At 37.1% G+C, this 24,886-nt stretch carries 21 protein-coding genes; 15 read left to right on the top strand and 6 right to left on the bottom strand.

Annotated features, from left to right (window positions below; genetic code table 11):
• Nucleotides 1-422: 422 nt before the first annotated feature.
• The 13 genes from GJU39_RS04265 to GJU39_RS04205 all read left to right on the top strand — a co-directional run bounded on the left by GJU39_RS04265 (nt 423) and on the right by GJU39_RS04205 (nt 12,264).
• Nucleotides 423-1,058, top strand: a complete 636-nt coding sequence (locus tag GJU39_RS04265; RefSeq protein ID WP_154279454.1) for a hypothetical protein — start codon at nt 423-425, stop codon at nt 1,056-1,058.
• A 639-nt stretch (nt 1,059-1,697) separates the two neighbouring features.
• Nucleotides 1,698-2,483, top strand: a complete 786-nt coding sequence (locus GJU39_RS04260) for a sensor histidine kinase (protein WP_154279453.1) — start codon at nt 1,698-1,700, stop codon at nt 2,481-2,483.
• Entirely contained in the window at nt 2,480-3,112 is a 633-nt protein-coding gene (locus GJU39_RS04255; RefSeq protein WP_154279452.1) for a response regulator transcription factor, read from the top strand. The genes GJU39_RS04260 and GJU39_RS04255 overlap by 4 nt, the downstream gene beginning before the upstream one ends.
• 141 nt (nt 3,113-3,253) lie before the next feature.
• Entirely contained in the window at nt 3,254-4,171 is a 918-nt protein-coding gene (locus GJU39_RS04250; protein ID WP_154279451.1) for a glycerophosphodiester phosphodiesterase family protein, read from the top strand.
• Between the two features lie 97 nt (nt 4,172-4,268).
• A complete protein-coding gene (locus GJU39_RS04245) occupies nt 4,269-4,976 on the top strand; it encodes an ATP-binding cassette domain-containing protein (protein ID WP_154279450.1) in 708 nt (235 codons plus the stop codon).
• A gap of 3 nt (nt 4,977-4,979) precedes the next feature.
• A complete protein-coding gene (locus GJU39_RS04240) occupies nt 4,980-5,513 on the top strand; it encodes a hypothetical protein (RefSeq protein ID WP_154279449.1) in 534 nt (177 codons plus the stop codon).
• A gap of 89 nt (nt 5,514-5,602) precedes the next feature.
• On the top strand, nt 5,603-6,301 hold the full coding sequence (locus GJU39_RS04235) for an outer membrane beta-barrel protein (RefSeq protein WP_154279448.1): 699 nt from the start codon (nt 5,603-5,605) through the stop codon (nt 6,299-6,301).
• A 126-nt stretch (nt 6,302-6,427) separates the two neighbouring features.
• The gene (gene gldF / locus GJU39_RS04230) at nt 6,428-7,153 is read left to right on the top strand and encodes a gliding motility-associated ABC transporter permease subunit GldF (RefSeq protein ID WP_154279447.1); all 726 of its coding nucleotides are present in this window, start codon (nt 6,428-6,430) and stop codon (nt 7,151-7,153) included.
• A 20-nt stretch (nt 7,154-7,173) separates the two neighbouring features.
• Nucleotides 7,174-8,838 carry a gliding motility-associated ABC transporter substrate-binding protein GldG gene (gene gldG, locus GJU39_RS04225; RefSeq protein WP_245227688.1) on the top strand — a complete coding sequence of 555 codons (1,665 nt, stop codon included), beginning with the start codon at nt 7,174-7,176 and terminating at the stop codon, nt 8,836-8,838.
• 33 nt (nt 8,839-8,871) lie between these two features.
• The gene (dnaN, locus tag GJU39_RS04220; protein ID WP_154279445.1) at nt 8,872-9,996 is read left to right on the top strand and encodes a DNA polymerase III subunit beta; all 1,125 of its coding nucleotides are present in this window, start codon (nt 8,872-8,874) and stop codon (nt 9,994-9,996) included.
• A gap of 79 nt (nt 9,997-10,075) precedes the next feature.
• The gene (locus tag GJU39_RS04215) at nt 10,076-10,750 is read left to right on the top strand and encodes a DUF4397 domain-containing protein (RefSeq protein ID WP_154279444.1); all 675 of its coding nucleotides are present in this window, start codon (nt 10,076-10,078) and stop codon (nt 10,748-10,750) included.
• A gap of 59 nt (nt 10,751-10,809) precedes the next feature.
• A complete protein-coding gene (locus GJU39_RS04210; RefSeq protein ID WP_154279443.1) occupies nt 10,810-11,508 on the top strand; it encodes a DUF4397 domain-containing protein in 699 nt (232 codons plus the stop codon).
• A gap of 72 nt (nt 11,509-11,580) precedes the next feature.
• Entirely contained in the window at nt 11,581-12,264 is a 684-nt protein-coding gene (locus tag GJU39_RS04205) for a DedA family protein (RefSeq protein ID WP_154279442.1), read from the top strand.
• A 52-nt stretch (nt 12,265-12,316) separates the two neighbouring features.
• Here the strand turns inward: GJU39_RS04205 and GJU39_RS04200 are convergent, their stop codons facing one another.
• The 4 genes from GJU39_RS04200 to GJU39_RS04185 are packed head-to-tail and all read right to left on the bottom strand — an operon-like array spanning nt 12,317 to nt 18,029.
• Nucleotides 12,317-13,273 carry a zinc dependent phospholipase C family protein gene (locus GJU39_RS04200; RefSeq protein WP_154279441.1) on the bottom strand — a complete coding sequence of 319 codons (957 nt, stop codon included), beginning with the start codon at nt 13,271-13,273 and terminating at the stop codon, nt 12,317-12,319.
• A gap of 41 nt (nt 13,274-13,314) precedes the next feature.
• Nucleotides 13,315-14,436 carry a suppressor of fused domain protein gene (locus GJU39_RS04195; protein WP_154279440.1) on the bottom strand — a complete coding sequence of 374 codons (1,122 nt, stop codon included), beginning with the start codon at nt 14,434-14,436 and terminating at the stop codon, nt 13,315-13,317.
• Nucleotides 14,437-14,446: 10 nt separating this feature from the next.
• Nucleotides 14,447-15,679, bottom strand: a complete 1,233-nt coding sequence (locus GJU39_RS04190) for a DUF3999 domain-containing protein (protein WP_154279439.1) — start codon at nt 15,677-15,679, stop codon at nt 14,447-14,449.
• Nucleotides 15,657-18,029, bottom strand: a complete 2,373-nt coding sequence (locus GJU39_RS04185; protein WP_154279438.1) for a DUF2339 domain-containing protein — start codon at nt 18,027-18,029, stop codon at nt 15,657-15,659. Before GJU39_RS04185 ends, GJU39_RS04190 begins: the two co-directional genes overlap by 23 nt.
• A 170-nt stretch (nt 18,030-18,199) precedes the next feature.
• On the opposite strand from GJU39_RS04185, the gene GJU39_RS04180 reads away from it, so the two are divergent.
• The gene (locus GJU39_RS04180; RefSeq protein WP_154279437.1) at nt 18,200-18,631 is read left to right on the top strand and encodes a DUF4395 domain-containing protein; all 432 of its coding nucleotides are present in this window, start codon (nt 18,200-18,202) and stop codon (nt 18,629-18,631) included.
• A 10-nt stretch (nt 18,632-18,641) separates the two neighbouring features.
• Here the strand turns inward: GJU39_RS04180 and GJU39_RS04175 are convergent, their stop codons facing one another.
• Together GJU39_RS04175 and dnaK are read right to left on the bottom strand one after the other, a co-directional pair.
• Entirely contained in the window at nt 18,642-19,673 is a 1,032-nt protein-coding gene (locus GJU39_RS04175) for an Atu2307/SP_0267 family LLM class monooxygenase (protein ID WP_154279436.1), read from the bottom strand.
• Between the two features lie 189 nt (nt 19,674-19,862).
• Complete coding sequence (dnaK, locus tag GJU39_RS04170; protein WP_154279435.1) at nt 19,863-21,719, bottom strand: molecular chaperone DnaK; 1,857 nt, start codon at nt 21,717-21,719, stop codon at nt 19,863-19,865.
• Nucleotides 21,720-21,970: 251 nt separating this feature from the next.
• Here dnaK and GJU39_RS04165 point away from each other — a divergent pair, with 251 nt between their 5' ends.
• Nucleotides 21,971-24,706 carry a TonB-dependent receptor gene (locus GJU39_RS04165; RefSeq protein ID WP_154279434.1) on the top strand — a complete coding sequence of 912 codons (2,736 nt, stop codon included), beginning with the start codon at nt 21,971-21,973 and terminating at the stop codon, nt 24,704-24,706.
• Nucleotides 24,707-24,886: the final 180 nt, after the last annotated feature.

The following is a 24,886-nucleotide window of genomic DNA, read 5'->3' as shown; positions in this document are numbered from 1 at the left end:
AGCGGAATCTAAAGTAATGCTTCTCAAAAAAAATAATCTGACAATAAAAAAACCTCTAGTATACTATTGCAATTCCAGTTTGATCCTTCTGGTAGCAATACATGATATCTACCTGTGTACGCTACTTTTTCTTCTTTTTTCAATGTTTTGACATGGTTTTAAGGTTTTAAGTTTGCCTACTCTATTCAGGATTTTCGGCTTTTTCCCATTTGTATTTTTCAGCGCTATACAATACCCAAAATTGAAATAGTTATAGTGTAAAAAACGTAGTTAAATCACTAAAAATCAGTGTTAAAAGCAACAGAATAAAAAGTAGTAGAAACAACCATAAGAAATGGGGAAAACCCCATTATTAATCCTCAAAAGATTGATCACATTTGGTAATAAAACTTAACTTTAATTAAAACTCAAAAATGATGGAAATGCAAAATTTACCGGGTTATGCCATAGCGTTTTTATGTGGAACGATTGCGCTTTATACATTGCAAAAATTAACCGGTTACATTGATCAGGGTAAAAGAAAAGGACATCCTGCTACCTTAGATCCTAAAGTTATTCAGCAAATGGTTGATGAATATCGGAATAATCACTTAGCTGCAATTAATAAGGCTCTGGGGGTAAGTGATGCCTATTCTGTTTCATTTGGTTTAAAAACCCTTAAAAAATTTATTGCCGATATCGAATTTTATAGTAAAAAGGTAAATCCGCGGATCACTGATAATACATTAGGGATCCGTTTTTATTATGCTGCCTATCCAAAAGATACAGATTGGGGCAGTTTTGAAAACGAAAAGTCGATAGGAAAAGATTATGCACAGAAACATACGCTTATCATGATCCCAACTTTAAAAAAGAATAGCAATAGCGGAAGCTATCTGGATTATGATTTTAACCCTTTAGATCGCACTACTTTTCTGATAAAAGATAGAGACCAGGAACGGCCCATTACCTTAATGGCAATGAGTGCTGATCGCAGCGATAATCAATCGCATCAGGTAATGGCACAAAACCACGGACAACTTATTCCTCCGGCTCAGATAATTCAAGAATCTTATTAGGATTTAAGCAATGTTCAATTTTCAAACTTTTTTAAGCAATACTCTTTTATGGATTGAAGGATTAGCTGCAATAATTTCTCTCTTGGTTTGTTATAAAAATGTAACTAATAATTTTTGGAAATACTTTGCTTTCTATTTAGTGCTTATTTTTTGCTGTGAACTTTTTGGGAAATATGGAGGAAATTGGATCATGTTTTCAAAGGCAGCGTTTTACAATTATTTTGTAATTCCTTTACAATTTCTCTTTTTTTATTGGTTGTACGCCGTTAAATCTTTAAAAAAGCGGAGTTTGTTTATTATCCTGTCTTTACTGTATTTAATTTCATTTATTCCGAGCGAATTTTATTTCAAGGGAAGCAAAATAATCTTTTCATTTAACTATACATTCGGTTCCTTTATTTTAATGGTTTTAGTTATCATGGAGTATTATAATCAAATTACATCTTCAGATATCATTAATTTTAATAGAAATAGAATGTTTTATATTAATTTAGGAGTAACGCTATTTTATATAGGAACTTTACCCTTTTGGACATTCTATTACTTATTGGTAAACTATATCCAAATCTGGAATATTTATTTTGATTACTTCCTGATGTCAGGTATTGTAATGTATGTGTTATTCTCAATTTCATTTATATGGGGAAAACAGAACTCTTAATCACTATTATTCTTTTCAATTTGTTTTTTGTATTATTTGTGGTGGCCATTATGGTTTACATCAAAAAGTATAAACTGCGGAAAAGAGAATATCTGGATGAAATTAAAATTAAGAATGAAATTCATCAGAAAGAGATTCTAACCACACAATTGGAAATACAGCAGGCAACCATGCAGCAGATTGGCCGGGAATTGCACGATAATATCGGACAAAAATTAACTTTGGTAAGTCTTTACACGCAACAGCTTGTATATGAAAATAAAGTACCACAGGAAAATGAAAGGATTGAGCAGATTTATCAGATCATCAATTCATCATTACAGGATTTAAGAAGTTTATCAAAAAACCTAACCAACGATAATGTAATTGAAAATGAAATGGTAACTTTAATACAGGAAGAAGTAAACCATATTAATGCTTTAAAAAGATGTAAAGTAATTTTTGAACATAATTTCGAAAAAATCGACCTCGAATTTGTAAAAAAGAACGTGTTGTTAAGGATTACGCAGGAATTTCTTCAAAATAGCCTGAAACATGCGCAATGCAATAATATTATCATTCAGTTAAACTCGTATCCTGGTTTTTTATTAGCATTAGAAATAAAAGATGATGGCGTGGGATTTGATGATGCCAAAATAACCGCTGATGGTATTGGATTAAAAAACATGAAAAAAAGAGCCGAAATTATTGGTGGAAAGTTTACCCTGGAAAGCAAAGCTAATTTAGGTACTAAACTCACTATAACTTTAAATGGTCAGACATGAAAGTACCTATCGTTATTGTTGATGATCATATCCTTATTGCAAAGGCACTTCAAGGCATTATTAATAATTTTGCAGGTTTTGAGGTAATTTATGTCTGTGAAAATGGAAAAGATTTGATTGAAAAATTTGAGCGCAGGAATAAAATTCCGGATATTTTACTTTTAGACATCAGTATGCCCATTATGGATGGTTTTGAAACCGTAAGCTGGTTAAAGGAGCATTATCCGGATGTAAAAGTAATGGCGCTGAGTATGCAGGGCGAAGAAAAAAGTGTTATTAAAATGGTTAGCAACGGTGCTAAAGGCTATCTGTTAAAAAATGCGCACCCAATGGAGTTGGAAAATGCACTTACAAAACTAGATATTAACGGTTTTTTCTATCCTGACTGGGCCTCTAAAATTATCTTTTCCAGTTTAAATAAAGTAAAGGATGCTGAAATCAAAATTTCTGAAAGAGAAAAGGAGTTTTTAAAATATACCGTTACAGAACTTAATTATAAAGAAATAGCCGATAAAATGTTCTGTAGCCCCCGAACGGTAGAAAGCTATCGTGATCAGTTATGCGAAAAGCTGGAGCTTAAAACCCGTGTTGGGTTGGCTGTTTTTGCCATTAAAAATGGATTTGCTTAATTGTACTCATATTCAAAATCGGGTAAATTTTTTAGCTAAAAAATCAAAATAAAAAGCTACTGCTCCACGCTATTAGCTCCATCAACACCTAATGAACGATTTCACAATTGACTAATAAACAATTTACCTTACTTTTGAACCATGAAATTTCATCATCTCATTTTCTTGGGTTTCCTGGTAATTTTCTCTTCATGCAAGCAAGAAAAAGTTCAACACCATATTAAATTTAATAATACCGGAGAATTATATCAATTTCTGAAATGGACACCGGAAAATCGTTTTCCATTAATTAGTGCACACCGGGGTGGCCCAATGCCCGGCTTCCCGGAAAATTGTATTGAGACATTTGAAAATGCAACGACCTATAATCCAATGGTGATCGAATTTGATATTGCTTATAGTAAAGATTCGGTAATGGTAATTATGCACGATGATAACCTGGACCGAACCTCAACAGGAAAAGGCCCGATTGGAAATTATACCTACGAAGAACTTAAAGCTCTTAACCTGAAAGATGATAAAGGCACCGAAACAAGTTTCAAAATCCCAACGTTAGATAGTGTTTTAAGCTGGAGTAAGGGCAAAGTACTGTTAACAATCGACCTGAAAAAAGGAGTATCTTATGCGAAAGTGATTGAAAAAGTTAGGCAATATAAAGTAGAAAGTAATTCCATTATCATTACCTATAATGCAAATCAGGCGGAAGAAGTTCATCGCCTGGCGCCAGATTTAATGATTTCAGCATCTGTACAGAAAAAATCAGAGTTGAAAAGACTTAATGATTTAGGCATTCCAAATAATAGAATTGTCGCATTTGTTGGGGTCTCTGCACCTGATCAGGCATTATATGAGTTTTTACACCAAAAAGGAATCACCACTATATTGGGAACAATGGGCAATATCGACAAAAGTGCCATTGCAAGTCCGGCCAGAAATATCTATTACCATTTAGTAAATAATGGAGCAGATATTTTATCGGGGGATAATTTGCCGCAGGCATCAGAACAGCTTAATAAGTTCAGGTATAATAAAAAGATTACCTCACCTTATATCAATTAATATAAGAAATATTAATAATGCCCGGCTTCAAGCCCTGCGATTTAACTTATGCCTTTTCTGAAAAACCTACTGTTCATTGCGCTTAAACCATTAAAATATGAGTATTTCAGTTCAAAACTTATCTAAACATTACAATGGACAAAAAGCCGTTGATTCGATTAGTTTTGAGGCAAGACCAGGCCGTATTTTAGGCTTTCTTGGGCCAAATGGCGCCGGGAAATCGACCACAATGCGCATGCTTACCGGTTATTTAACGCCTACAAGTGGGGCGGCATCGGTTTCAGGTAAAAACATCGTCAGCCAATCTATCGAAGCCAAAAAAAATATTGGTTATCTGCCGGAAAATACGCCGCTTTATCCGGATATGTATGTAAAGGAGTTTCTTGGTTTTGTTGGCGAAACGTATGCGCCTGGTAACCTTTCTAAGCGGATTGAAGAAGTAATTAAACTGGTGGGCTTAACACCAGAGCAGCATAAAAAAATCGGGATGTTATCTAAGGGTTATCGCCAGCGGGTAGGGTTAGCACAAGCCATTATTCATAACCCAGAGGTACTAATTCTTGATGAGCCTACTTCAGGTCTGGATCCTAATCAGTTGGTAGACATCCGTGCATTGATTAAGGAACTGGGCAAGAATAAGACGGTAATCATTTCCACACATATTATGCAGGAGGTGGAAGCCATTTGTGACGATATCATCATTATTAGTAAAGGCAAAATAGTCGCCAATAACTCTTTGGAAGGGATCAAGAAAGCATACAATCAAGATTCGCTTGAAGATATTTTCAGAAAACTTACCTCCTGATTTATGTTTAGAATTTCATTTATCATTACTGCTTTTATTTTATCTGCCTCCCTTACATTGAAAGCACAAAATACTTCCGGTATAGACCTTGGACCAGAAATCAATTTACCGTCGGGCAATTTCTCGAATCTTTCCGGAATCGGATTGGGTTTTTCTGTAAAGGCGAGCTTTCCTGTTGCAAAAGATTTTGCCATTAGCATTAGCGGAGGTTACGCCAATTTTTTTGGAAAGCGTGCGTCAGTCCTTCGTCTTGCTGATTTAACATATGTGCCGTTAAAAGCGGGCTTGAAATATTATTTAAGCGAAACGTTTTATGCAGAAGGGCAATTGGGGGCAGGGTTAGCACTAAAAGACGGGCAGAAAACAGTGGTGATTTGGTCACCAGGTATTGGTAATCAGTTTAGCTTAAATAACGAAGATAAGCTTGATTTCGGAATCAGGTATGAAAGCTGGATTGGGCAAAATGATAAGCTTATCAGCGCAAACCGTACAAACGCTAAAGGCTTTGTGGGAATTAGGCTTGCTTATGTTTTTTAAATATAGCACATAGAGTCTTTTGTATTTAATTAACCTAAATTTCTTTCAATTCCAGTTTTTTTTCATAATTTTCTGTCAACTATAAAAACATGAAAAAGCTCTTCACTACACTATCCTTCCTGGCAATATTTGTTTCTGCATTCGCTCAAACCAAGCCAATTAAATTTGGCATTAAAGCCGGTGTTACATTCCCTACCATTTCAGCTAATAGTGGGGCCTCTGCTTATGATGGTCCGGAACCGGATTATAAAACAAATACCTCTTTCTATTTAGGCGGTACAGTTGATTTACCTGTTTCAGATTTGTTCTCTGTTCAACCTGGCTTAGCATTAATTGGAAAAGGAGCCAAAGCCCATGTTTATAATTCAAATTTCGAACCCGGACCAAACTTATATATTTTCGAAGGTTCTTATAAAGTAAATATAATGTATTTAGAAATCCCTGTTAATGCAGTTTTTAATTTTAATGTCGGCAACGGGAAAATCTTTTTTGGAGGTGGCCCATATTATGGATTTGGAATAGGCGGTAAAATAAAATATGAAGGAGTTACCACCGCTAACGGACGATCTGTTAATGAATCAACAAATTTTGATGTTAAATTTGGGGATAATGAAGATTTTAAAAGAGGGGATTTTGGATTTAATTTTTTAGCTGGTTATCAACTGAAAAATGGTTTTAATCTGCATGCAGGTTACGGTCTTGGTTTAACAACAATAATCGGAGGTCCGGCTAATTCCCATCAGGAAAAAAACAGGGTACTCTCTGCTGGGATTGGTTTCTCTTTATAGTTTTCGTAAAAAACGAGTGATTGCGATTTACTGATCGTATGTACAAATGTCATTTAGTGCGGCTTAAACCCTTTAGCACCTTTAATATGCAGGGATATTTAATTAACTTCGGCATTTTAACATCATATGTACGCAGTTTTTAAACGCGAGTTATTCAGTTTCTTAAGTTCAATGGTTGCCTATATTACCATCGGTATTTTCTTACTGGTATCTGGCCTATTGCTTTGGTTCTTTCCCGATACCTCTATTCTGGATTATGGCTATGCAGAAATGGGTGGTTTCTTTAGCTTGGTGCCGTATTTATTCATGTTTCTAATTCCGGCCATCACCATGAGGTCTTTCGCAGAAGAGCGCAGGGAAGGAACTTACGAACTTTTGATCACCCGGCCCATCACGCTTTGGCAAATCATATTTGCTAAATTTCTGGCCAGCCTGGTTTTGGTTTTTTTTGCTTTAATCCCAACATTGGTTTATTATTACTCGATATCAAAACTGGGTTTTCCAGAAGGGAATATCGATTCGGGAGCGGTAACCGGATCTTATATTGGCTTGTTTTTTCTTGGTGCCGCCTTTACGGCAATAGGAATCTTTGCCTCTTCGTTAACTAAAAATCAGGTAATCGCCTTCGTAGTTTGTGCCGCATTATGTGCCTTTGCCTTTTTAGGTTTTGATTATACCAGTCAGGTTTCTGCTTTAGGAAGCATTCAAGGTAATGTTTCCAGTTTCGGTATTAATCAGCATTATACTTCCATGAGCAGAGGAGTGCTTGATACCCGGGATTTATTATATTTTCTCAGTTTTACCATGCTGTTTTTATTATTTACCAGGTTAACAGTGGGAGGGAAGCGATAATGGGAGCGAACAAGAAATGGTTGAATATAATTTTACTGATCATCGGAATCATTGCCATTAATATTCTTGGGAAGTATATATTCTATCGTTTTGATTTTACAGAAGACCGGAGATTTACGTTGAGCGAAAAAACCAAATCCATTCTGGCGAACAACAAAAAGCCGATTAGGGTTACAGTTTTTTTGGATGGAGAATTGCCGCCAGCATTTAAACACCTTCAATCTGCTGTGAACGATGTACTAACTGATTATCAAGCTTATTCAACCGGAAATTTAAAAATTGTATTCGTAGATCCCCTGGGCGGATTGAGTCAGTCAGATCAGGATACAGTAATCAACAATTTATATGAAAGGGGTATTGAGGCGACCAATTTAAGTGTTAAAACCGATGCGGGATTAACGCAAAAACTGGTTTATCCGATGGCCATGATCGAAACTGATAATAAGGAATTCCCGGTTAAACTTTTTCAAAATTTAGATACCAGAGGCAGTTACGAAGATAATATCAACCGGGCAATTGAAAACCTGGAATATGTATTTACTTCAAGTTTGAAGAAAGTAATGGCAGGAAAAAATCCCCGTATTGGATTTACAGAATCAAATGGTGAACTGAATGATTTACAGGTGGGTGATGCCATTCGTACCCTTTCCGGTAGTTATGAAGTTGGTCGTGTAAATTTAAATACTATAGATAAAGCGGGTTTAGACAAGCTTAATATGCTCATCGTAGCGAAGCCGACTCAGTCTTTCACAGAAACGCAGAAATATAAAATCAATTACTTTGTAATGAATGGCGGTCGGGTACTTTGGAGTATCGATCAGGTGAAGGCAGAGCTGGATAGTTTAAGGGGAAGAAACGGACAATTGGCCGCCAATAGCAACCTGAATCTGGATGATATGCTCTTTATGTATGGTGCAAGAATCAATTACAATTTAATTGCCGATCCTGCGAACTGCGCTGAAATTCCCGTTTCTACCGGTATTGTCGGCGGTCAAAGTCAGATGGAATTATTACCATGGATTTTTTATCCTGTTTTGCTGCCGGATACGAGCCAAAGTGTAGTCAAGAAATTAGATGGCGTGAAGGCCGAGTTTCCGAGCACGGTAGATAGTATTGGCGTTAGGGGAGTAAAGAAGTCTTTCATTTTAAGCACCTCTGCATTTAATAAGGTTTACAATACGCCAAAGCCATTTAGTTTACAAATGGTGAGTGAACAACTGGATCCAAGATCTTTCCAAAGTGTGCCGCAACAGGTGGGTTTAATGCTTGAAGGAAGTTTTCCATCGGTTTTTGCAGGCAGACCATTACCTGCTACAATTGCATCGCCTTATACAATGGATGCAACCAGTAAGTCCACTAAAATGATCGTGCTTGGTGATGGCGATATTTTCCGGAATCAGGTTTCGGAGAGAGACGGTTCACCTTATCCTTTAGGTTTTGACCGCTATAGCCAGCGAACTTATGGAAACAAAGCATTGTTGCTGAATATTGTAGATTATTTTACTGATGATGATAACCTGATTATGCTTAGAAATAAAGAAGTAAAGATCAGGTTACTCGATAAAACGAAAATTAAGCTCGAACAAACCAAATGGCAATTTATAAATATTGTGTTTCCGTTGGTATTGTTAATATTCTTTGCGATTTTTCAACATTATTACCGTAAATACAAGTACGCTAAATAATTTTTATATTTTTGAAGAAGACTAAATGATATCATGAGATTTATTGTATCCACATCAACTTTATTAAAACACCTGCAAACTGTAAATGGTGCTTCCAGCAGCAGTACAGTTTTACCTATACTAGAAAATTTTCTTTTCGAAATTAAAGACGGAAACTTAACGATCTCAGCTACCGATTTACAAACCAGCATGACCACCTCATTAGCTGTTGAGTCAAAGGAAGAAGGTAAAGTGGCTGTTCCATCGAAAATTTTATTAGATACACTTAAAACATTACCAGATCAACCAATTGCTTTTAATATTGATGACACTACTTTTGCCATCGAAATTAGCGCAGGTGATGGTAAATATAAGTTGAGTGGAGAAAATGGTGATGATTTCCCTAAAATTCCGGTGGTAGAAAATGCCTCATCAGTTAATTTGCCAGCATCGGTTTTAACTGAAGCCATTACCAAAACTATTTTTGCGGTTAGTAACGATGAATTGCGTCCGGCAATGACGGGTGTATTTTGCCAGTTATCGCCTCAGCACATTACTTTCGTAGCAACGGATGCGCATAAACTGGTTCGCTACCGCCGTATGGATAGTAAGGCAGATAAGGCAACCTCATTTATTCTCCCCAAAAAAGCATTAACACTTTTAAAAGCTGCTTTGCCCTCTACAGACATTAACGTTTCAGTAGATTACAATGCAACAAGTGCTTTCTTTAAGTTTGATAACATTAATTTAGTGTGTCGTTTAATAGACGAGCGCTACCCAGATTATGAGGCAGTAATTCCGCAGAATAATCCAAATAAATTAGTGATAGACAGGGGTTTATTTTTAAATACCCTTCGTCGCGTAGTTATCTTTGCTAACAAAACCACGCATCAGGTACGATTAAAAATCAATGGTAGCGAACTTAATATTTCTTCAGAAGATTTAGATTTTGCTAACGAAGCTCATGAGCGTTTAAGCTGTCAGTACGATGGTGAAGATCTTGAAATAGGTTTCAATGCACGTTTCCTGATCGAAATGTTGACTAACCTAAGCGGTGATGAGGTTACATTAGAACTTTCCACTCCAAATAGAGCAGGTTTATTGATTCCTCAAACGAACGATGAAAATGAAGATGTATTGATGTTGGTAATGCCGGTAATGCTAAACAACAGCTACTAATCTACTAAGGTTTTAGTTTAAATATTAAAAATGGCTTGGTTTTTGACCAGGCCATTTATGTTTATAACCAAACCAGCTTATGAAACGCTATTCTAACCACCTCACATTCATCTTACTTTCTGTAATTCTGTTTACGGGATTTACATCGTGTAAAAAAACTGATCCAAATCCCGAGGTAAAAGGCGAATCGAAAGTGAAGTTTGTAAATGCAGTGCAGGCTGTGTCTGTGCAGGATATCTCCATTGATGGTGAAAAGGTTTCTAACGCAACCCTGGCCTTCACAGAATCTACTGATTATTTAAAACTGGTATCAGGAGATAGAAGTGTGAAATTTATGAGCACAAATAATCCGGAAACAGTAAGCGCCGTAAAGTATACGCCTTCCATCACTTACACCACATTTTTAGTCAGCAACCGGGCAGGTGTTAAAGAGATTCTGTCTTACGAAGACAATTTGAGTAATACTGAAGCCGGAAAAGCAAAAATTAAGCTCATCAATTTAACCCCGTTTTTTACTACTGGCATTAACGTTAGCGTACAGGCAGGAACGCTCTTTGTGAACAGTTTACAGTATAAAGATGCATCTGCCTATTTTTCTGTTGATGCAGATTTAAACCTCAGTTATAACGTTGTAGGCTCCGGAACAACAAGAATCATAGATAACTCCAACTTTGTAGCCGGTAAAATTTATACAGTCTGGTTTAGTGGCAATACAGCTGCAACTTTACAGGCCCATGTGATCACAGATAATTAATTGCCTGTTTTAATATGGTTTCTGCTATCTTTACGTTTTAATTGTGTTTATACATATTTATGAAGAAAAAATCGTTTTTAATTCCTAAACTATTCCTTTTAGCTGTCGCGACTATTTTCATCAGTTCTTGCATAAAAAACGACAATTTCATTAAAGGGGATGCCAAAATCAGGGTTTTTCATGCTTCTTCTTTAGATACAACACAGAACTTTTTTGAAAATGGCAGACCGCTGGGTTCCGCTACGGTAACGGGTTCTAACAGCAGTTATGTTGTTGTAGCCGGAGATTCCACTTACAAAATAACATCAAGAAATATTGATGGAACAACCGATTTGGCAAGTCTCGATAATCAACGACTGGAGATAGGCAGAAATTATTCAGTGTTTCTAACCAGGAAAACGCCTACAGCGCCTCCTAGCTTGATCTTTAAAGAAGATCAGGTTAGAGTTGATACCACCGTTGCCAAACTTGTATTTATGCATTTAGGTTATACGTTAACCTCTCCTGTGATTATAACAGATGAAGGAGCCAGTTTCGGAAGATTTACAATGAACTACAATGATATCATAGAAAAGACAATAAAGGTAGATAAACTAACTAAAATTTCCTTCGCGCTTACTACGCCAACGCTCACTAACCCTCCACCAGCTGTTACGGTAATTGATGCTACAACGGTAATAAAAGGTAAAACCTACGTGGTATTGATTGATGGTACAAAGGCAGGTGATCTTCAAAAGCGAGTGATTGCTAATAATTAATACAAAAGATTATTGCTATAAAAAAACAGTTAATCGCTTTCATATTCATACTTTTGCCCAAAATAATATAAATTGGATTTACTACATCAACTTCTAGATTTTATACTTCATATTGACGTTCATCTAGCGCAAATCGTTAACGATTATCAAACCTGGACATACCTTATTCTCTTTCTGATTATTTTTGCAGAAACCGGCTTAGTAGTTTTACCTTTCTTACCTGGAGACTCTCTATTGTTTGCAATGGGTGCTTTAATTGCCGGAGAGCATGAAACCGGATTAAGCATCTGGTTAATGTTGGTTATCTTAATTGTAGCTGCAATTTTAGGGAACACTGTAAACTTTAAGTTAGGAAGTGTGTTAGGAGCGGGCGTTTTCAAAGAAAAGAATAAGATCTTAAAACTAAAATACTACGAGCAATCTCACGAATTTTTTGAAAAGCATGGTGGAAAAGCGATTATCTTCAGCCGCTTTTTGCCTATTTTCAGAACAATTGCACCTTTCGTAGCGGGGATAGCAAAAATGCCTTTCGGTCGCTTTACCTACTTTAACATAATTGGTGGTGTAGCATGGATCGTTGCTTTATTATTAGGCGGATTTGTTCTTGGACAAATCCCGGTAATTAAAAATAATTTCGAACTCGTTATTGTGTTCATCGCTGTGGTAACCTTCGTTCCGGCCATATGGGCTGCTGTAAAAAGCCGTATGCAACCTAAAAAAATCGAAGAAATTATTGAAGGTGACGATAAAAAATAAATAACTTAAACACAAACAGTAAGATTCATTTCTTACCGTTTGTGCTTTTAGATTAAATTTCTCTCCCGATGATAGTGCCTTTTTGATATTTCTTTTCTGTCTCCGATTCTTCCTTTCTGACATCAGGCTCAAGCTCAGTCTTAATCAGGTTTTTAAGTTCAGGCTGGCCTGCATCTACCCAGGCTGAAAACCAAAAATTTCCGATTTCTAATATTGCAGACCGCATCTGTTTTTCTACCATGTTATTCATTTTATCGTGGTAAGCTTTCGAATAAGCAATAGAATACTGCTTTAAAACTAAGTTGTTTCGTTCTGAGAAGCTATATTTTTGATCAGATGGAAAGGAAGCAGCAAGTTGAGCCTCAAAGGTTAATACCGTATCAACCAGACTATGTGTATGCCTTAAAATTTTCCAGGTCTCTTTCAAAGGGTTTTCTAGATAACTTGCCCGGCCAACAACGTAATTGTATTTTGTAGAAAATAACTCTGGTAACCTGCTTTCCCAAAAAGCATGTATGCCAACCTGGTTCGTTAACTGCCCGTTATGATTTGATGTGGTATGCAGCGGAACATGTGCATCACCGATATAATGACCCAAGTCTGCAGAGTATTTTAAGATTTTGATGGAATCCCGCGTTTTAAATGCCTTTACCAGGCTGTAATAGGTCCGCTGGATTTGCCAGGGCAGGATACCATTTGCGCTCAACGATTTCGACCCATATTTTGCCAGAGCATCGTTCCACTTCTCCGGAATGCTGTCTATACTTTTCTCATAATTCTCAACGTCCAGATAGTGCCGCGGCGGTTCCAGTGTATCTGCATACCTGCGTTTATCTGGATCTACGGCATGCTCGGTAACATATTTGATGTTCTTTTTGTAGAAACCAATCATGCCGGATGGTAAAGTGAAAATGGCGAGGTTATTGATCCTTTGATGTGCAAAGAAACCCCAGGATGTACAAAGAAATAGCGGGATGATTAACGCTGTTAAAATCGCTAATCGTTTCATGCCCTAATATAAAAAAAATATTGCGGATGATTTATTCCGATCTAATTTAAATCAATCTCATTTCGGTAGATATTAAAAATTTCTGATCCTATTCTATCTAATTTTTCATGGAAGGGTTCAAATCCATTGTCCATAATATAGATTCTTTCATTTTCAGTAATGGGTACCATCCATAATATATTCACTTGGCTACCCCGGTAATCATCAAGTTCTATATCAGGTAGATTAGTTAAATGCTTTACCAGTACTACAGATGTCATCTTGGTATTACTGAGAACATTAAATGTAACGGTGTGTCCATTTCCAAACCAAGAGATTCTTTTCCATGGAATGCTTGCCTGGCCACTAATCCAACTTCCGATGAGGTTAAGTTCTTCTTGAGGCAGACCAGCATTTAAGAGTAAGCCTAACTCTATTCTGTTAGTCTCATGAGGATGTTCATTATACATTTCAACTGTTGGCATAGGTAGTAGTGAAAGGCCTACGGTTACAAATACGTCCTTAACTTCTCCTTTTTTTAAGAATAAGCCTCTGGGCGGCCACTCATTGCCATCTATCGCGAAATATTGATCACTATTACCTAAATTATTTTCATATTGTTGAAGTAATTGGGGTTGAATAATCTGAAATGGATTAATTTTCTGATCCCACAATTGCCAGTATTCTTTTGCCTTTTCGACTCTTTCTAACAAGGCATTAGAAGATTTAAGTTCCCAGCCATATTCTCCTTCTCCAACAGAATCTCTGGTATAACCCGAAAAACCATTTATACCTGCCCAGGATGGAATAATGGTAATAACTTGTCCCTTTTCCATTAAAGCCGCCCCGTCTCCTTCTTCAAACCAAACAATTTCCAAATCGTTTATCTGCAAAGGTGTCTGTCCTTCCGGAAATTTGCAGTATGCTTTGCTCAACATTGGTGGAATTCCTTCTTCTAACTGTTTTAAATCCGTATCAATCGGGGCTTCATCCAGATTTCTGATCCAGCATGCTTTAACCCCGAAATCGGAATCCTCATCACCCCACAAATAAAAATAAGCTACCTGGTTATCCTGCTCAACAATGGCATTAATCGGACAACTCGGACTTCTCAACTCTATGAGTACTTTTGGCTCTTCTCTCTTTGGAGAATCTGAACCAAATAACTTTTTTAAAAAACTCATTTTAATAATATTAATTCTTCAACATTTTAAAAGAAAACCAACCTAACAGCACAATGATTATGGTCATTAGTACCCAGAGCCAAATCTTATTTTCAAATAATGGTTTTTCTGTTTTAATTGTATAAGCCGGATTTTTTTCTTCATTTCCAACAGAAACAGTGGTTAAGTTTGTAGGAATTTTTTTCTCAAATTTTTCAATTTCATAACTAGGAGCAGTGGACTTTTCGTTGCCATAATAGATCGCATAATTAGCTTTAAGATCCTCAAAGCGTGCAATAATTTCATAAGCATTACCCTTTAATTCTAAATTGCTAATTCGTAAAGGCTTGTTATCATTATTCTGGATGGTTATTCTAAGTTTTGAGGTGATGGTATTAGGAAAAGAAAATGCAGTTTCTTCAAGCGAGCTGATGGTGCCATCATAAATCCCGGTGTAGTTATACTGCATTCCTTTTTCGCTTTTAAAACTATCTGTTGCAGCTTCGATTTTAAAAGAACGATAAAAGTCAAAATCACTTTGCGCTTTCAGTTTCAGGTAGGAAAGCGGTACAGGATTCTTTAAGTTCACCTCTATAACCGTTTGTTTCTGCACAGCATCATTTGATAAATGATAATTTAACGAATTTGCCTGTTTATAAACTCCGCCAACCGTATCGGTTTTGTTCAGCTTTGCTGCAATCAGATGGGGATGAACGTTGCATTTGATTGCAATCCGGAAATACTGATACTTCGCATCGGGAAACTTAAGTTTAGTGAATTTATAATCTGTATCAGTATTCTGAATAGACAGAATCCGGTAGTTTTTCAAAATGCCGAACCACTCTTTATTATCATTACTCCCCGCTAATGTTACCTGCCAATCGAAATTAGTTTGTTTAAAACTTAGGTTAATTTGATTAATTGTGCTTCCGGCAGGCGCTTGAAACGTATAGTAAAATCCATTTTCATTGGTGCTTTGATTGATCTGTTTAAAAGAAACCTCTTTTGTATTAATCTGATCAGCGCGCTGTTTAAGCAGGTAAGGAACTTCAACAGTATCTTTGCCACTTACACCAAAAATTCTAAGATCTTCGAAGCCTGCATTTGCATTTTTATAAAGTTCATCAGGCAGCGAGATGCTGTGCCAGATCGTATTTACGCCGCTAATTTGTCGTTTAAACTTATAAATATTGGTTTGTGCATTAGCAATTGCAATGCAGAAGAGTAAAGGTAGGAGCAGCTTAATTTTCTTTTTGAACATCATCAGTTATTAAATGTTTATACTTGTTGTAAAGGAAAGAAATGATGAGTAACAATATTCCAAGCGATACGAAAACGATTGTTTTGGAAATGGTACTGAGGTAGGCCATATCGTAAATAAAGAGTTTTACGAGGGTAATGACAAACAAAACCATTGCGCCAATACGTAAATGTTTTTTGTTTTTTGCTATTCCTATACTAATCAGGAACAAAGAATAAATGCCCCAAACCATGCTTAATCCAAGTTTGTAACTATCTGTTAATCCTGATAGTGATAAAATGTTAATTAATTCGCTGCTGATAATCCATAATAACGAAATATAAATCAGGGAATCGAACATAATTTTTGAATCGATGTTCAAAAGGCCAGATTTCATCAACTTATAACACTGAAAAATTAGCAGTGCGAAGAATGCGATGCTGAGATAACGGATGCCAATATTGAATGAACTGATCACAAAATAGTTATTTTCGTTAGATAGATAGGCCTCTCTAAGGTCGCTTAACAGATATAAGCCATGCGTTAAAAATGCGACTATTGTAACCAGATTGATTACCAGATTAGCAACGGCTAGTTCACGGATTCTGAGCTTTTTGATATTTACGAAAGTTAATAACGACACGAAAATCAAGGTGTAGATATAAATCCATGCGGTGTTTAATTTTTCGAAATTATAGTTGTATTGATAATTGTCGAAGTTTGTTTTAGCGTTCGGAGTGGTGTTAATTTTCGTTAGTTCAATTTGGGTGTTAAAATAATTCGAAATCTCTATCCTAAAGGTTAGATAAGTAACCAGCAATAAAACAGTTGGAATGAAATAAGTTAAAATTTGTCTCATCCATGGCCATTCTACAGGTTGTTCAACGGATTTTTTGCCTACATAATAAATCCAGCTAAAGCCTGCAATAAAAATTGCCGCTGTTAAAAACAGTACATTAAATATTGGAGTGATGGGAGCACCAGTGTTGTAGTAACTTCCATAAGATTCCCAATCCTGGATTAAACTGAAGAATGCAATAAAGATTAATGGGAATGATAATTTTTCATAGATTGAAATCAATTTAACCCTGCCCAGATAAAATAATACCGCTGCTTCAACCGTCCAGAAAATGGTTACCCAGCCGCCGTTTAACTGTACTGGAATAGCCAGCGTTATAAATGTAATAACGACTGCCAGAATCAGGTAGAAAAGGTTTTTATCGGCCAGTTTTCTTTTGTAGATAATCACACTTACCACAAAGTGGATTACCGCATTGGCCAGCGTAAATAAGCCTAATAATTCTACACTATTTTTATTTTCAGAAAGTATCAGGTATCCAATTCCATAGTAAATAAAGGCGTTCAAAAGAATCAGTACGACATCACTCAAGCCAAAAATTTCTTTTTTACTTACTTTATAAGCGAGATTTGTGATATAAAATGTAACGAAGAATATTGCAGAGAATAACAATGATAAAAGAAAGAAGTTCTTGTCGCTACTTAAATCTAGCCGCCACGCAAGAAATATAATCCACGTTAAAGCAAAAGATGCATATAGTAGCGGCTTCCAATATTTCCTGAAACTTAAGATTAAGATACCAATGTTAATAATGGCCATATAAGTAAAGAGCACCGCAACTTGTCCGGAACCATTGCTTAATAAGAAAGGAACGGCATAGGCACCAACCAAACCGATGTGTGCAATAACCTGCTTGTTATATTTAATGGCTGCAATAACTGTAAATGAGGTGAAGACCACCATCAGTGCGAAGGCTAAAGGCTGGGGGATGAGCGAATAAAAATCGTAAGCGGCATAAGTGATGAAATACATAATTGCGATCGCACCGCTAACTAAAACAGCAGAAAAATTTTCATATTTAGCTTTCAGCTTGATGGCAAAAGCCATTAAACCTGCACCTACAGCATAACCCAATATAATTCGGGTAAGCGGACTGATCATCTCGTGATCGATGGCATATTTTGCACCAATGGCTACCCCGATGATTAAAATTAGAATACCAATTTTGCTAATCAGATTTTCGCCAATGAACTTTTCAAAATCAGACTTGACTAAGTTTTCACGTTTAAATTTATCTGCAAAGTTAGGTTCCTGTCTGTCTTTTCTCTCTGGTAAAACCACTGGCCTGAATGGTGGTGGCGTAACATTTGGAATTTCAGCAGCAGGTGGGATAATGCTCGGAGCTGTCGGAACGACATTTTCGACTGTTTTCGTGATCGGAGGGCTATACCCGGGGGATTGCAATGCGCTTACCTCATCCCTTAAGGCTTTAATTTCTTCCTCAAACCCCTGCTGACGGAGTAATAAATTTTCTAGCTTAACTAATAACAGATTTAACTTTTTCGAATCATCCATGCTATATTTTTATTGCGTTATTTAGTTTTTTAAATATAGGAATGAAACTTACAAACAAAAGAATTAATATCATCAGCTGGATAGTTTGAGGATAGATATTAGTGCAGTAAATACCGGAATTTGGTTGAGGCCTGGTAGAAAAAGAATATCTTTAGATCAAAATATTTAAGATGGAAATTTCCTGTCCGATATCAGCTGAACGTGTGAATGAAAATGTGATCAGGATAATCGCTTTTATGGTTGCTTTGATCGCAATCTCTTGTTTAATATCATCAAATTACTGGGCGATTATATTATTGTTAGTTGATTTTGCAGCAAGGGCGTTTGGCTCTGGAAATTTTAGCCTGTTAAAGTTGTTAGCGCTTCAAATTGCTAAAATTCTGGCTTTAAAACCGCAGATGAAAGACCTGGCACCAAAGAAGTTCGCCGCAACTTTGGGCTTTGGATTTAGCTTACTGATTACGGCGATGTTCCTGTTTAATTTTTCTATTATGGCAATGGCCTTAACTTCAGTGATGACAATTTTTGCCTTGCTGGAGAGCCTTTTTGCAGTTTGTGTAGGCTGTTACGTTTACAGCTTTATTCAAACGTTTAAAGAGTGAAAGTTTAAATTTATTGCTTAAGCGCTTTTCTAACTGCCGGCGCAATTTTATTGCCAAAAATCTCAATTGATTTCATCATTGCTGTGTGCGATGGGCCGCCAACATCCATATGTGCAGAGAAACGGGTTAAGCCAAAAGTTTCTTCCATGGCCAGTATTTTATCTACAGATTCGTTCGCATCTCCTATAATTAAAGCTCCATCAGCACTTCTTCCTGCCTCAAACTGGTTTCTTTGAAATGGTGCCCATCCACGTGTTTTGCCAATTCTATTCATTTGTGCAGAATAGAGCGGGAAGTAATAGTCTGACACATCCTGACTATTTTCTCCAAATAGTGAATGCATATGTACCCCTACTTCAAATTTGGCCATATCATGACCGTAAGCCTGATAAACTTTTTTGTAATAATCGAAAAGTGGCTTGAATTGAATAGGCTGTCCACCAATAATGGCAAACATTACCGGTAAGCCCAATCTCCCGGCTCGTTCTACAGATTCTGGCGTTCCACCAACTGCTACCCAGATTTTCAAATGATCATTCACCGCTCTGGGCAAAACTTCCTGATTAACCAGGCTGGCTCTGAATTTGCCTTTCCAGTTAACTTTCTTTTCGCTGTTTATTTTTAAGAGTAATTCTAGTTTTTCTTCATAAAGTTCATCGTAATCCTGAAGGTCGTAGCCAAATAATGGAAATGATTCAATGAAACTTCCGCGGCCAGCCATTAATTCTGCACGGCCGTTTGAGATTAAATCTATCGTTGCAAAATTTTGATAAAGCTTTACCGGATCAGACGAGCTTAAAACAGAAACTGCACTGCTTAACTTAATGTTTTTTGTTACAGTGGCTGCTGCTGCTAAAATAATCTCAGGACTCGAAACGGCATAATCCGGACGATGGTGTTCGCCAATGCCATAAAAATCCAAACCCACTTCATCCATGAGTTTTATTTCTTCTATAATTTCCTGAAGTCTTTGTTGTGCAGGTTGGATTTCTCCTGTTGCATTAATTTGCAAATCCCCGAACATACCGATACCTAATTCCATAATGCTAAATTTGTTTAACAAAGTTAGTGGATTGAGGTTTGAAAAGTTTTGATGTATGGTAAGAAAGTTGAAGTAGAAATAATCAATAATCGTCGTGAAGCCATGGTTCGTGTCTCCACGAACCATTCACATTATGCAGGGAATTGTTTAAACAGCTAAGTAAATGCCTACTGTGAATTGCCAACTTAATTATTCTATCTTCTTACCCTTCATGGCTGTAGAAATCGCCGCATCCATTACACGTTCGGCAAACGGACGTGTAAATTCGTTTAGTTCATCTGCTTTTTTAAGGATTGTATCCTTATCTGCGCCAGCTAAAGCGGTTCTTAAAGCTTCAATATGAATTTTGGTTTCCGAAATTTCTTCTTCGGTCAGGTGTTCAGCGTGTTTTTCAATGAAACGGTCGGCGGTATAAAGCAATTGTTCGCCCTCACTTCTTGCCTCAATCAGCATCCGTTGTTCCACATCACTTTTAGCATGCGTAATGCTATCGATCAACATTTTTTCAACGGTATCATCACTCAACCCGTAGCTTGGCGTAATTTCGATTTCCTGTTTCACACCAGAACGAAGTTCAATGGCCTGAACCGTTAAAATTCCGTCAGCATTTAACAGAAAATTAATATCGACCTTAGGCAAGCCCGCCGGCATCGCAGGGATACCTCTTAAGTCGAATTCAGCCAGTTTGCGGTTTTCCTTCACCAAATCGCGTTCTCCCTGGTAAACTGAAATCTTCATGTTTACTTGTCCATCAATCGAGGTGGTATACTGGCGACCGGCCTTCGTTGGTACTTTACTATTTCTTGCGATGATCACGTCCATTAAGCCACCCATGGTTTCGATTCCCAAAGAGAGCGGTGTAACATCAAGCAGTAAAATATCAGAGCGATTTCCTGCCAGTACATCAGCCTGAATGGCAGCGCCAAGAGCCACAACCTCATCCGGATTAATATTATCCTGAGGCGCTTTGCCAAAGAAATTTTCCACCTGCTGTTTCACAAACGGTGTTCGGGTAGAGCCACCAACCAGAATCACTTCATCAATATCTGCTGCTGTTAAATCTGCATCTTTCAAAGCATTTTTACACGCGGTGATGGTTTCTTCAACTTTTGTAGAAATGAGTTTTTCGAACGTTTGCTTATCCAGTGTACACCAGATTTCGCCAATCTTTTCATTGTATAAATTTTGAGTAGATAAAGCTCTTTTCGCCGCTTCGGCTTGTAAGCGCAGGGTTTGCATTAAAATATTATCTTCTGCCAATACCTTAATATCTAAATTATTTTTTTCTATCCAGTGGTTTAATATAGCGTTATCAAAATCATCACCACCTAAATAAGTATTTCCATTTGTAGAGAGTACTTCGAAAATTCCATTTTGGATTTGAAGAATAGAAACATCAAAGGTTCCGCCGCCTAAATCATAAACAGCGATGGTTTTTTGTTGCGAAGGATCTAGGCCAATACCATAAGCTAAACTGGCTGCGGTGGGTTCATTTACAATCCGCATCACATCTAAACCGGCAAGTTTACCTGCATCGCGGGTAGCCTGGCGCTGACTATCATTGAAATAGGCAGGCACAGTGATTACTGCTCTGTTTACGGGGGTTTTTAATGCATGTTCCGCTCTTGCTTTCAGCTCTTTTAAAATTTCTGCTGATAATTCAATAGGCGTGTAGAAGCGATTGCCTGCCTGGATTTTCACCAAAGCATCGCTATCATCATCAATGATTTTATAGGAGAAGATGGAAGCATGATCTGCTACATCTTTGTAAGAACGACCCAGTAATCTTTTAACAGAGAAAATCGTGTTGGCCGGGTCGGTAGTTAAAAATTCTTTCGCTTCATTACCAACGATAGCTTCATTTTGGCTATTAAAATAAACTACAGATGGCACCAATAAGCCTTTTCCGGCATCGTTTATCACCTGTGGATTTTTATCGGGATTGATGAATGCAACCAAACTGTTTGTGGTGCCTAAATCGATTCCAACTATTACTTCTTCCTTTTGAAACGAACCTGTAGCAAGGTTAATTGAGATTTTTGCCATGGGGCGAATTTACACAATTGTTGTTTTAAAATTGTTGGAATGTTGTAAAGTTGAAAGGTTGTGAAGTTGCAATTTTAGAACATTGCGAAGTTGGATGGTTGAAATTGAAATCATTTCTATTATGAAAATCGAAATCAAAGTTTGAACGCTATTATTGTTTATAGCTGGTGAAATAATGCGTTTATTCCTATGTGTTTTGTCTATTTAGTTGTGTTTTATGTATATATTTAGCTTAAATTAATAATAAATCTATGAAAAAACGACTACTTAGTGTTTTATTTGTCTTATTTATGCTATCTATTACCTCATTTGCGCAAATTATTGTAAAAGGTAAGGTGGTAACAGCTAAAGGTGAGGGGTTGATTGGTGCTTCTATAAAAGAAAAGGGTTCTAATAAGGGTACATCCTCAGATTTAAATGGTGATTTTCAGATTTCTGTTTCAAATAATGCCATTTTAATCGTGAGCGCGGTTGGTTATGCACCCAAAGAAGTACAGGCAAACTCCAGTCAGTTAACCATTACCTTAACGGAAAGTGCTGAGAACTTAACTGACTTAGTAGTGGTCGGTACGCGTGGCAAAGCTCGTTCTTCTATCTTGACACCGGTACCTGTCGATGTGATCAGGATAAATCAGGTAAACATGCCAACCGCTAAGATGGATTTAACCTCTATATTAAACTCCGCATCGCCATCTTTCAATTTTAATAAACAAAGTGGTTCTGATGGGGCAGATCAAATCGACTTAGCTACGCTGAGAGGCTTGGGGCCAGATCAAACCTTGGTTTTGGTAAATGGAAAACGCCGTCACCAAACAGCTTTTGTAGCGGTGTTTGGCACCAGAGGAAGAGGGAATTCCGGAACGGATTTAAATGCCATTCCTGAATCATCCATAGATCGGGTAGAGATTCTTAGAGATGGGGCATCGGCACAGTACGGCTCTGATGCAATTGCAGGCGTAATCAATTTAATCTTAAAAAAAGATGTAGGTACTTTGAGTTTTAACACCGGTTATTCAGGCTATTACGACCCGAAATTCAATACGCATTATGGTAAAGAACTTGGCCAGTATCGGCACAGTGGTGCAATAGATGGTAACGCTTTATCTGTTGGTGCAAACTATGGGGTGGCATTAGGGAAAAACAATGGTTTCATTAATTTTTCCGGCAATTTCTTTAAGAATGGTAAAACTTTCAGACAAAATTTGAATACAGATTTGAGCACGAAAGATGGCTTGCCAATTAATACCGTAAGGCGCTCCACGGGTGATGGTTCTGTAACATCAGGTGGGTTAATGTACAATATGGAAATACCGATTGCCAATACTAAAACCATTATTTACTCTTTTGGCGGGGGAAATGCAAAGTCATCTGAGGCTTATGCTTATACCAGAAATTTCTCAGAAAGGCCCGAACGTTTTCCTGATGGTGTGATTGGAAATCCAATTTTGCAAACCACAATTGATGGAGAAACTTATTTCGATCCGATTATCCAAACTAAAATTCAGGATATTTCCTTTGCAGCTGGTATAAAAGGTATTTGGGGTAAAGATTGGAACTGGGATTTGAGCAATACTTTAGGGCGGAATAATTTTCATTTTTATGGTGATCAAACATTTAATGCCTCTCTTGGTGCCGGAAAAACCCATTTTGATGATGGTGGTTTCTCCTTTTTACAGAATACCGTCAACTTCAACCTAAGCAAGGTGATCCCTACAGTTGCCTCCGGATTAAACCTGGCTTTTGGCCTGGAGCACAGGTACGAAGCTTATGAGATTTTTGCAGGTGAGCCTGATTCTTATGCAAACTATAATGCTGATAAGGCAACTGGTGCACAAGGTTTCCCTGGTTACCAGCCAGCAGATGAGGTTAATGCAAATCGTTCGAATGTTGCTGCCTATGTGGACGCAGAATTAGACGCAACTGATAAATGGTTGCTTGGCGTAGCCGTAAGGGCAGAAAATTATAGTGACTTTGGTTTCACCAGCAACTATAAATTTGCTACCCGGTATAAATTAACCAATAATTTTAATGTTCGTGGATCTCTAAGTACCGGTTTTAGGGCGCCATCTTTACAACAAATTAATTTTAGCAATACCTTTACCAATGTGCAGGGGGGGAATGTTTTCGAAGTGAAAATTGCCCCAAATTATAGCCCTATCACTAAAGCGGCAGGTATTCCCGATTTAAAACAAGAAAAATCAGTTAATGCCAGTTTAGGTTTCTCATGGAAACCAGTTTCTAATGTAACCGTAACGCTAGATGGATATCGTATCAACATAAAAGACAGAGTAGTGCTATCGGGTCAGTTCGATGAAAGTATCCCTGCCCTAAAGCCTATCTTAAATCAGTTAAACGTCACACAGGCACAGTTTTTTGCCAATGCAGTAAATACGACCAATTATGGTCTGGATCTGGTAGTCGACTATAACAAAAAGTTTGATAATAAAAGCATTAGGGTACTCTTTACCGGAAACCTGAATCGTTTGAATATCGATCAAATCAATATCCCTTCAGTATTAAGTGGTTCTTATGAAAATCAACAGGCATTTTTCAGTGATAGGGAACAGGCTTATATTAAAGCTTCGGCGCCTCCGGTTAAGTTAGGTTTAAACCTAGATTACGGCTTTGGAAACTGGATGGTTGGCACACACTTTTTGTATTATGGCAAAATCTCTATCTTAGGTTATGGCTACGAAAACACTTATCCTCCTTTAGTTGCTTTGGATAATGATCCTAATACAACCGTTTTAGAGCAATTTAATTATTCTGGAAAAATGGTTTCAGACCTTTACGGTTCTTATAAATTCTCGAAAAGAGTGACTGTTTTCTTTGGAGCTGATAATGTTTTTAATGTTCATCCTGATTTAGGTTATGTACAAGGTGCCAAACTCTCTGCTTACGATGGCGAAACAGGTGGTGCATGGGATGCGGTTCAAATGGGTTTTAACGGACGCAGATTGTTTACTAAACTGGCTTTCAATTTCTAAACATTAAGAAGTTGTTTCAATTTCGATTGGTAATTTCATTTGTCATGCTGAGCCTGTCGACGCACGTTTAACAAAGGTCTTCGATAAACTCAGACTGACGAGCAGCCAAATTTAAACAGATTCTAAGCTTTTTTTAAAAACACAGGCCTTTAAGTTATTTAAGGCCTGTGTTTTTGTTTA

Origin of the sequence: Pedobacter petrophilus, from assembly GCF_009674725.1 — a bacterium.
In the GTDB taxonomy this organism is placed as follows: domain Bacteria; phylum Bacteroidota; class Bacteroidia; order Sphingobacteriales; family Sphingobacteriaceae; genus Pedobacter; species Pedobacter petrophilus.
The sequence above is the reverse complement of the archived record's forward strand: the minus strand, read 5'-3'. Positions and strand labels throughout refer to the sequence as shown.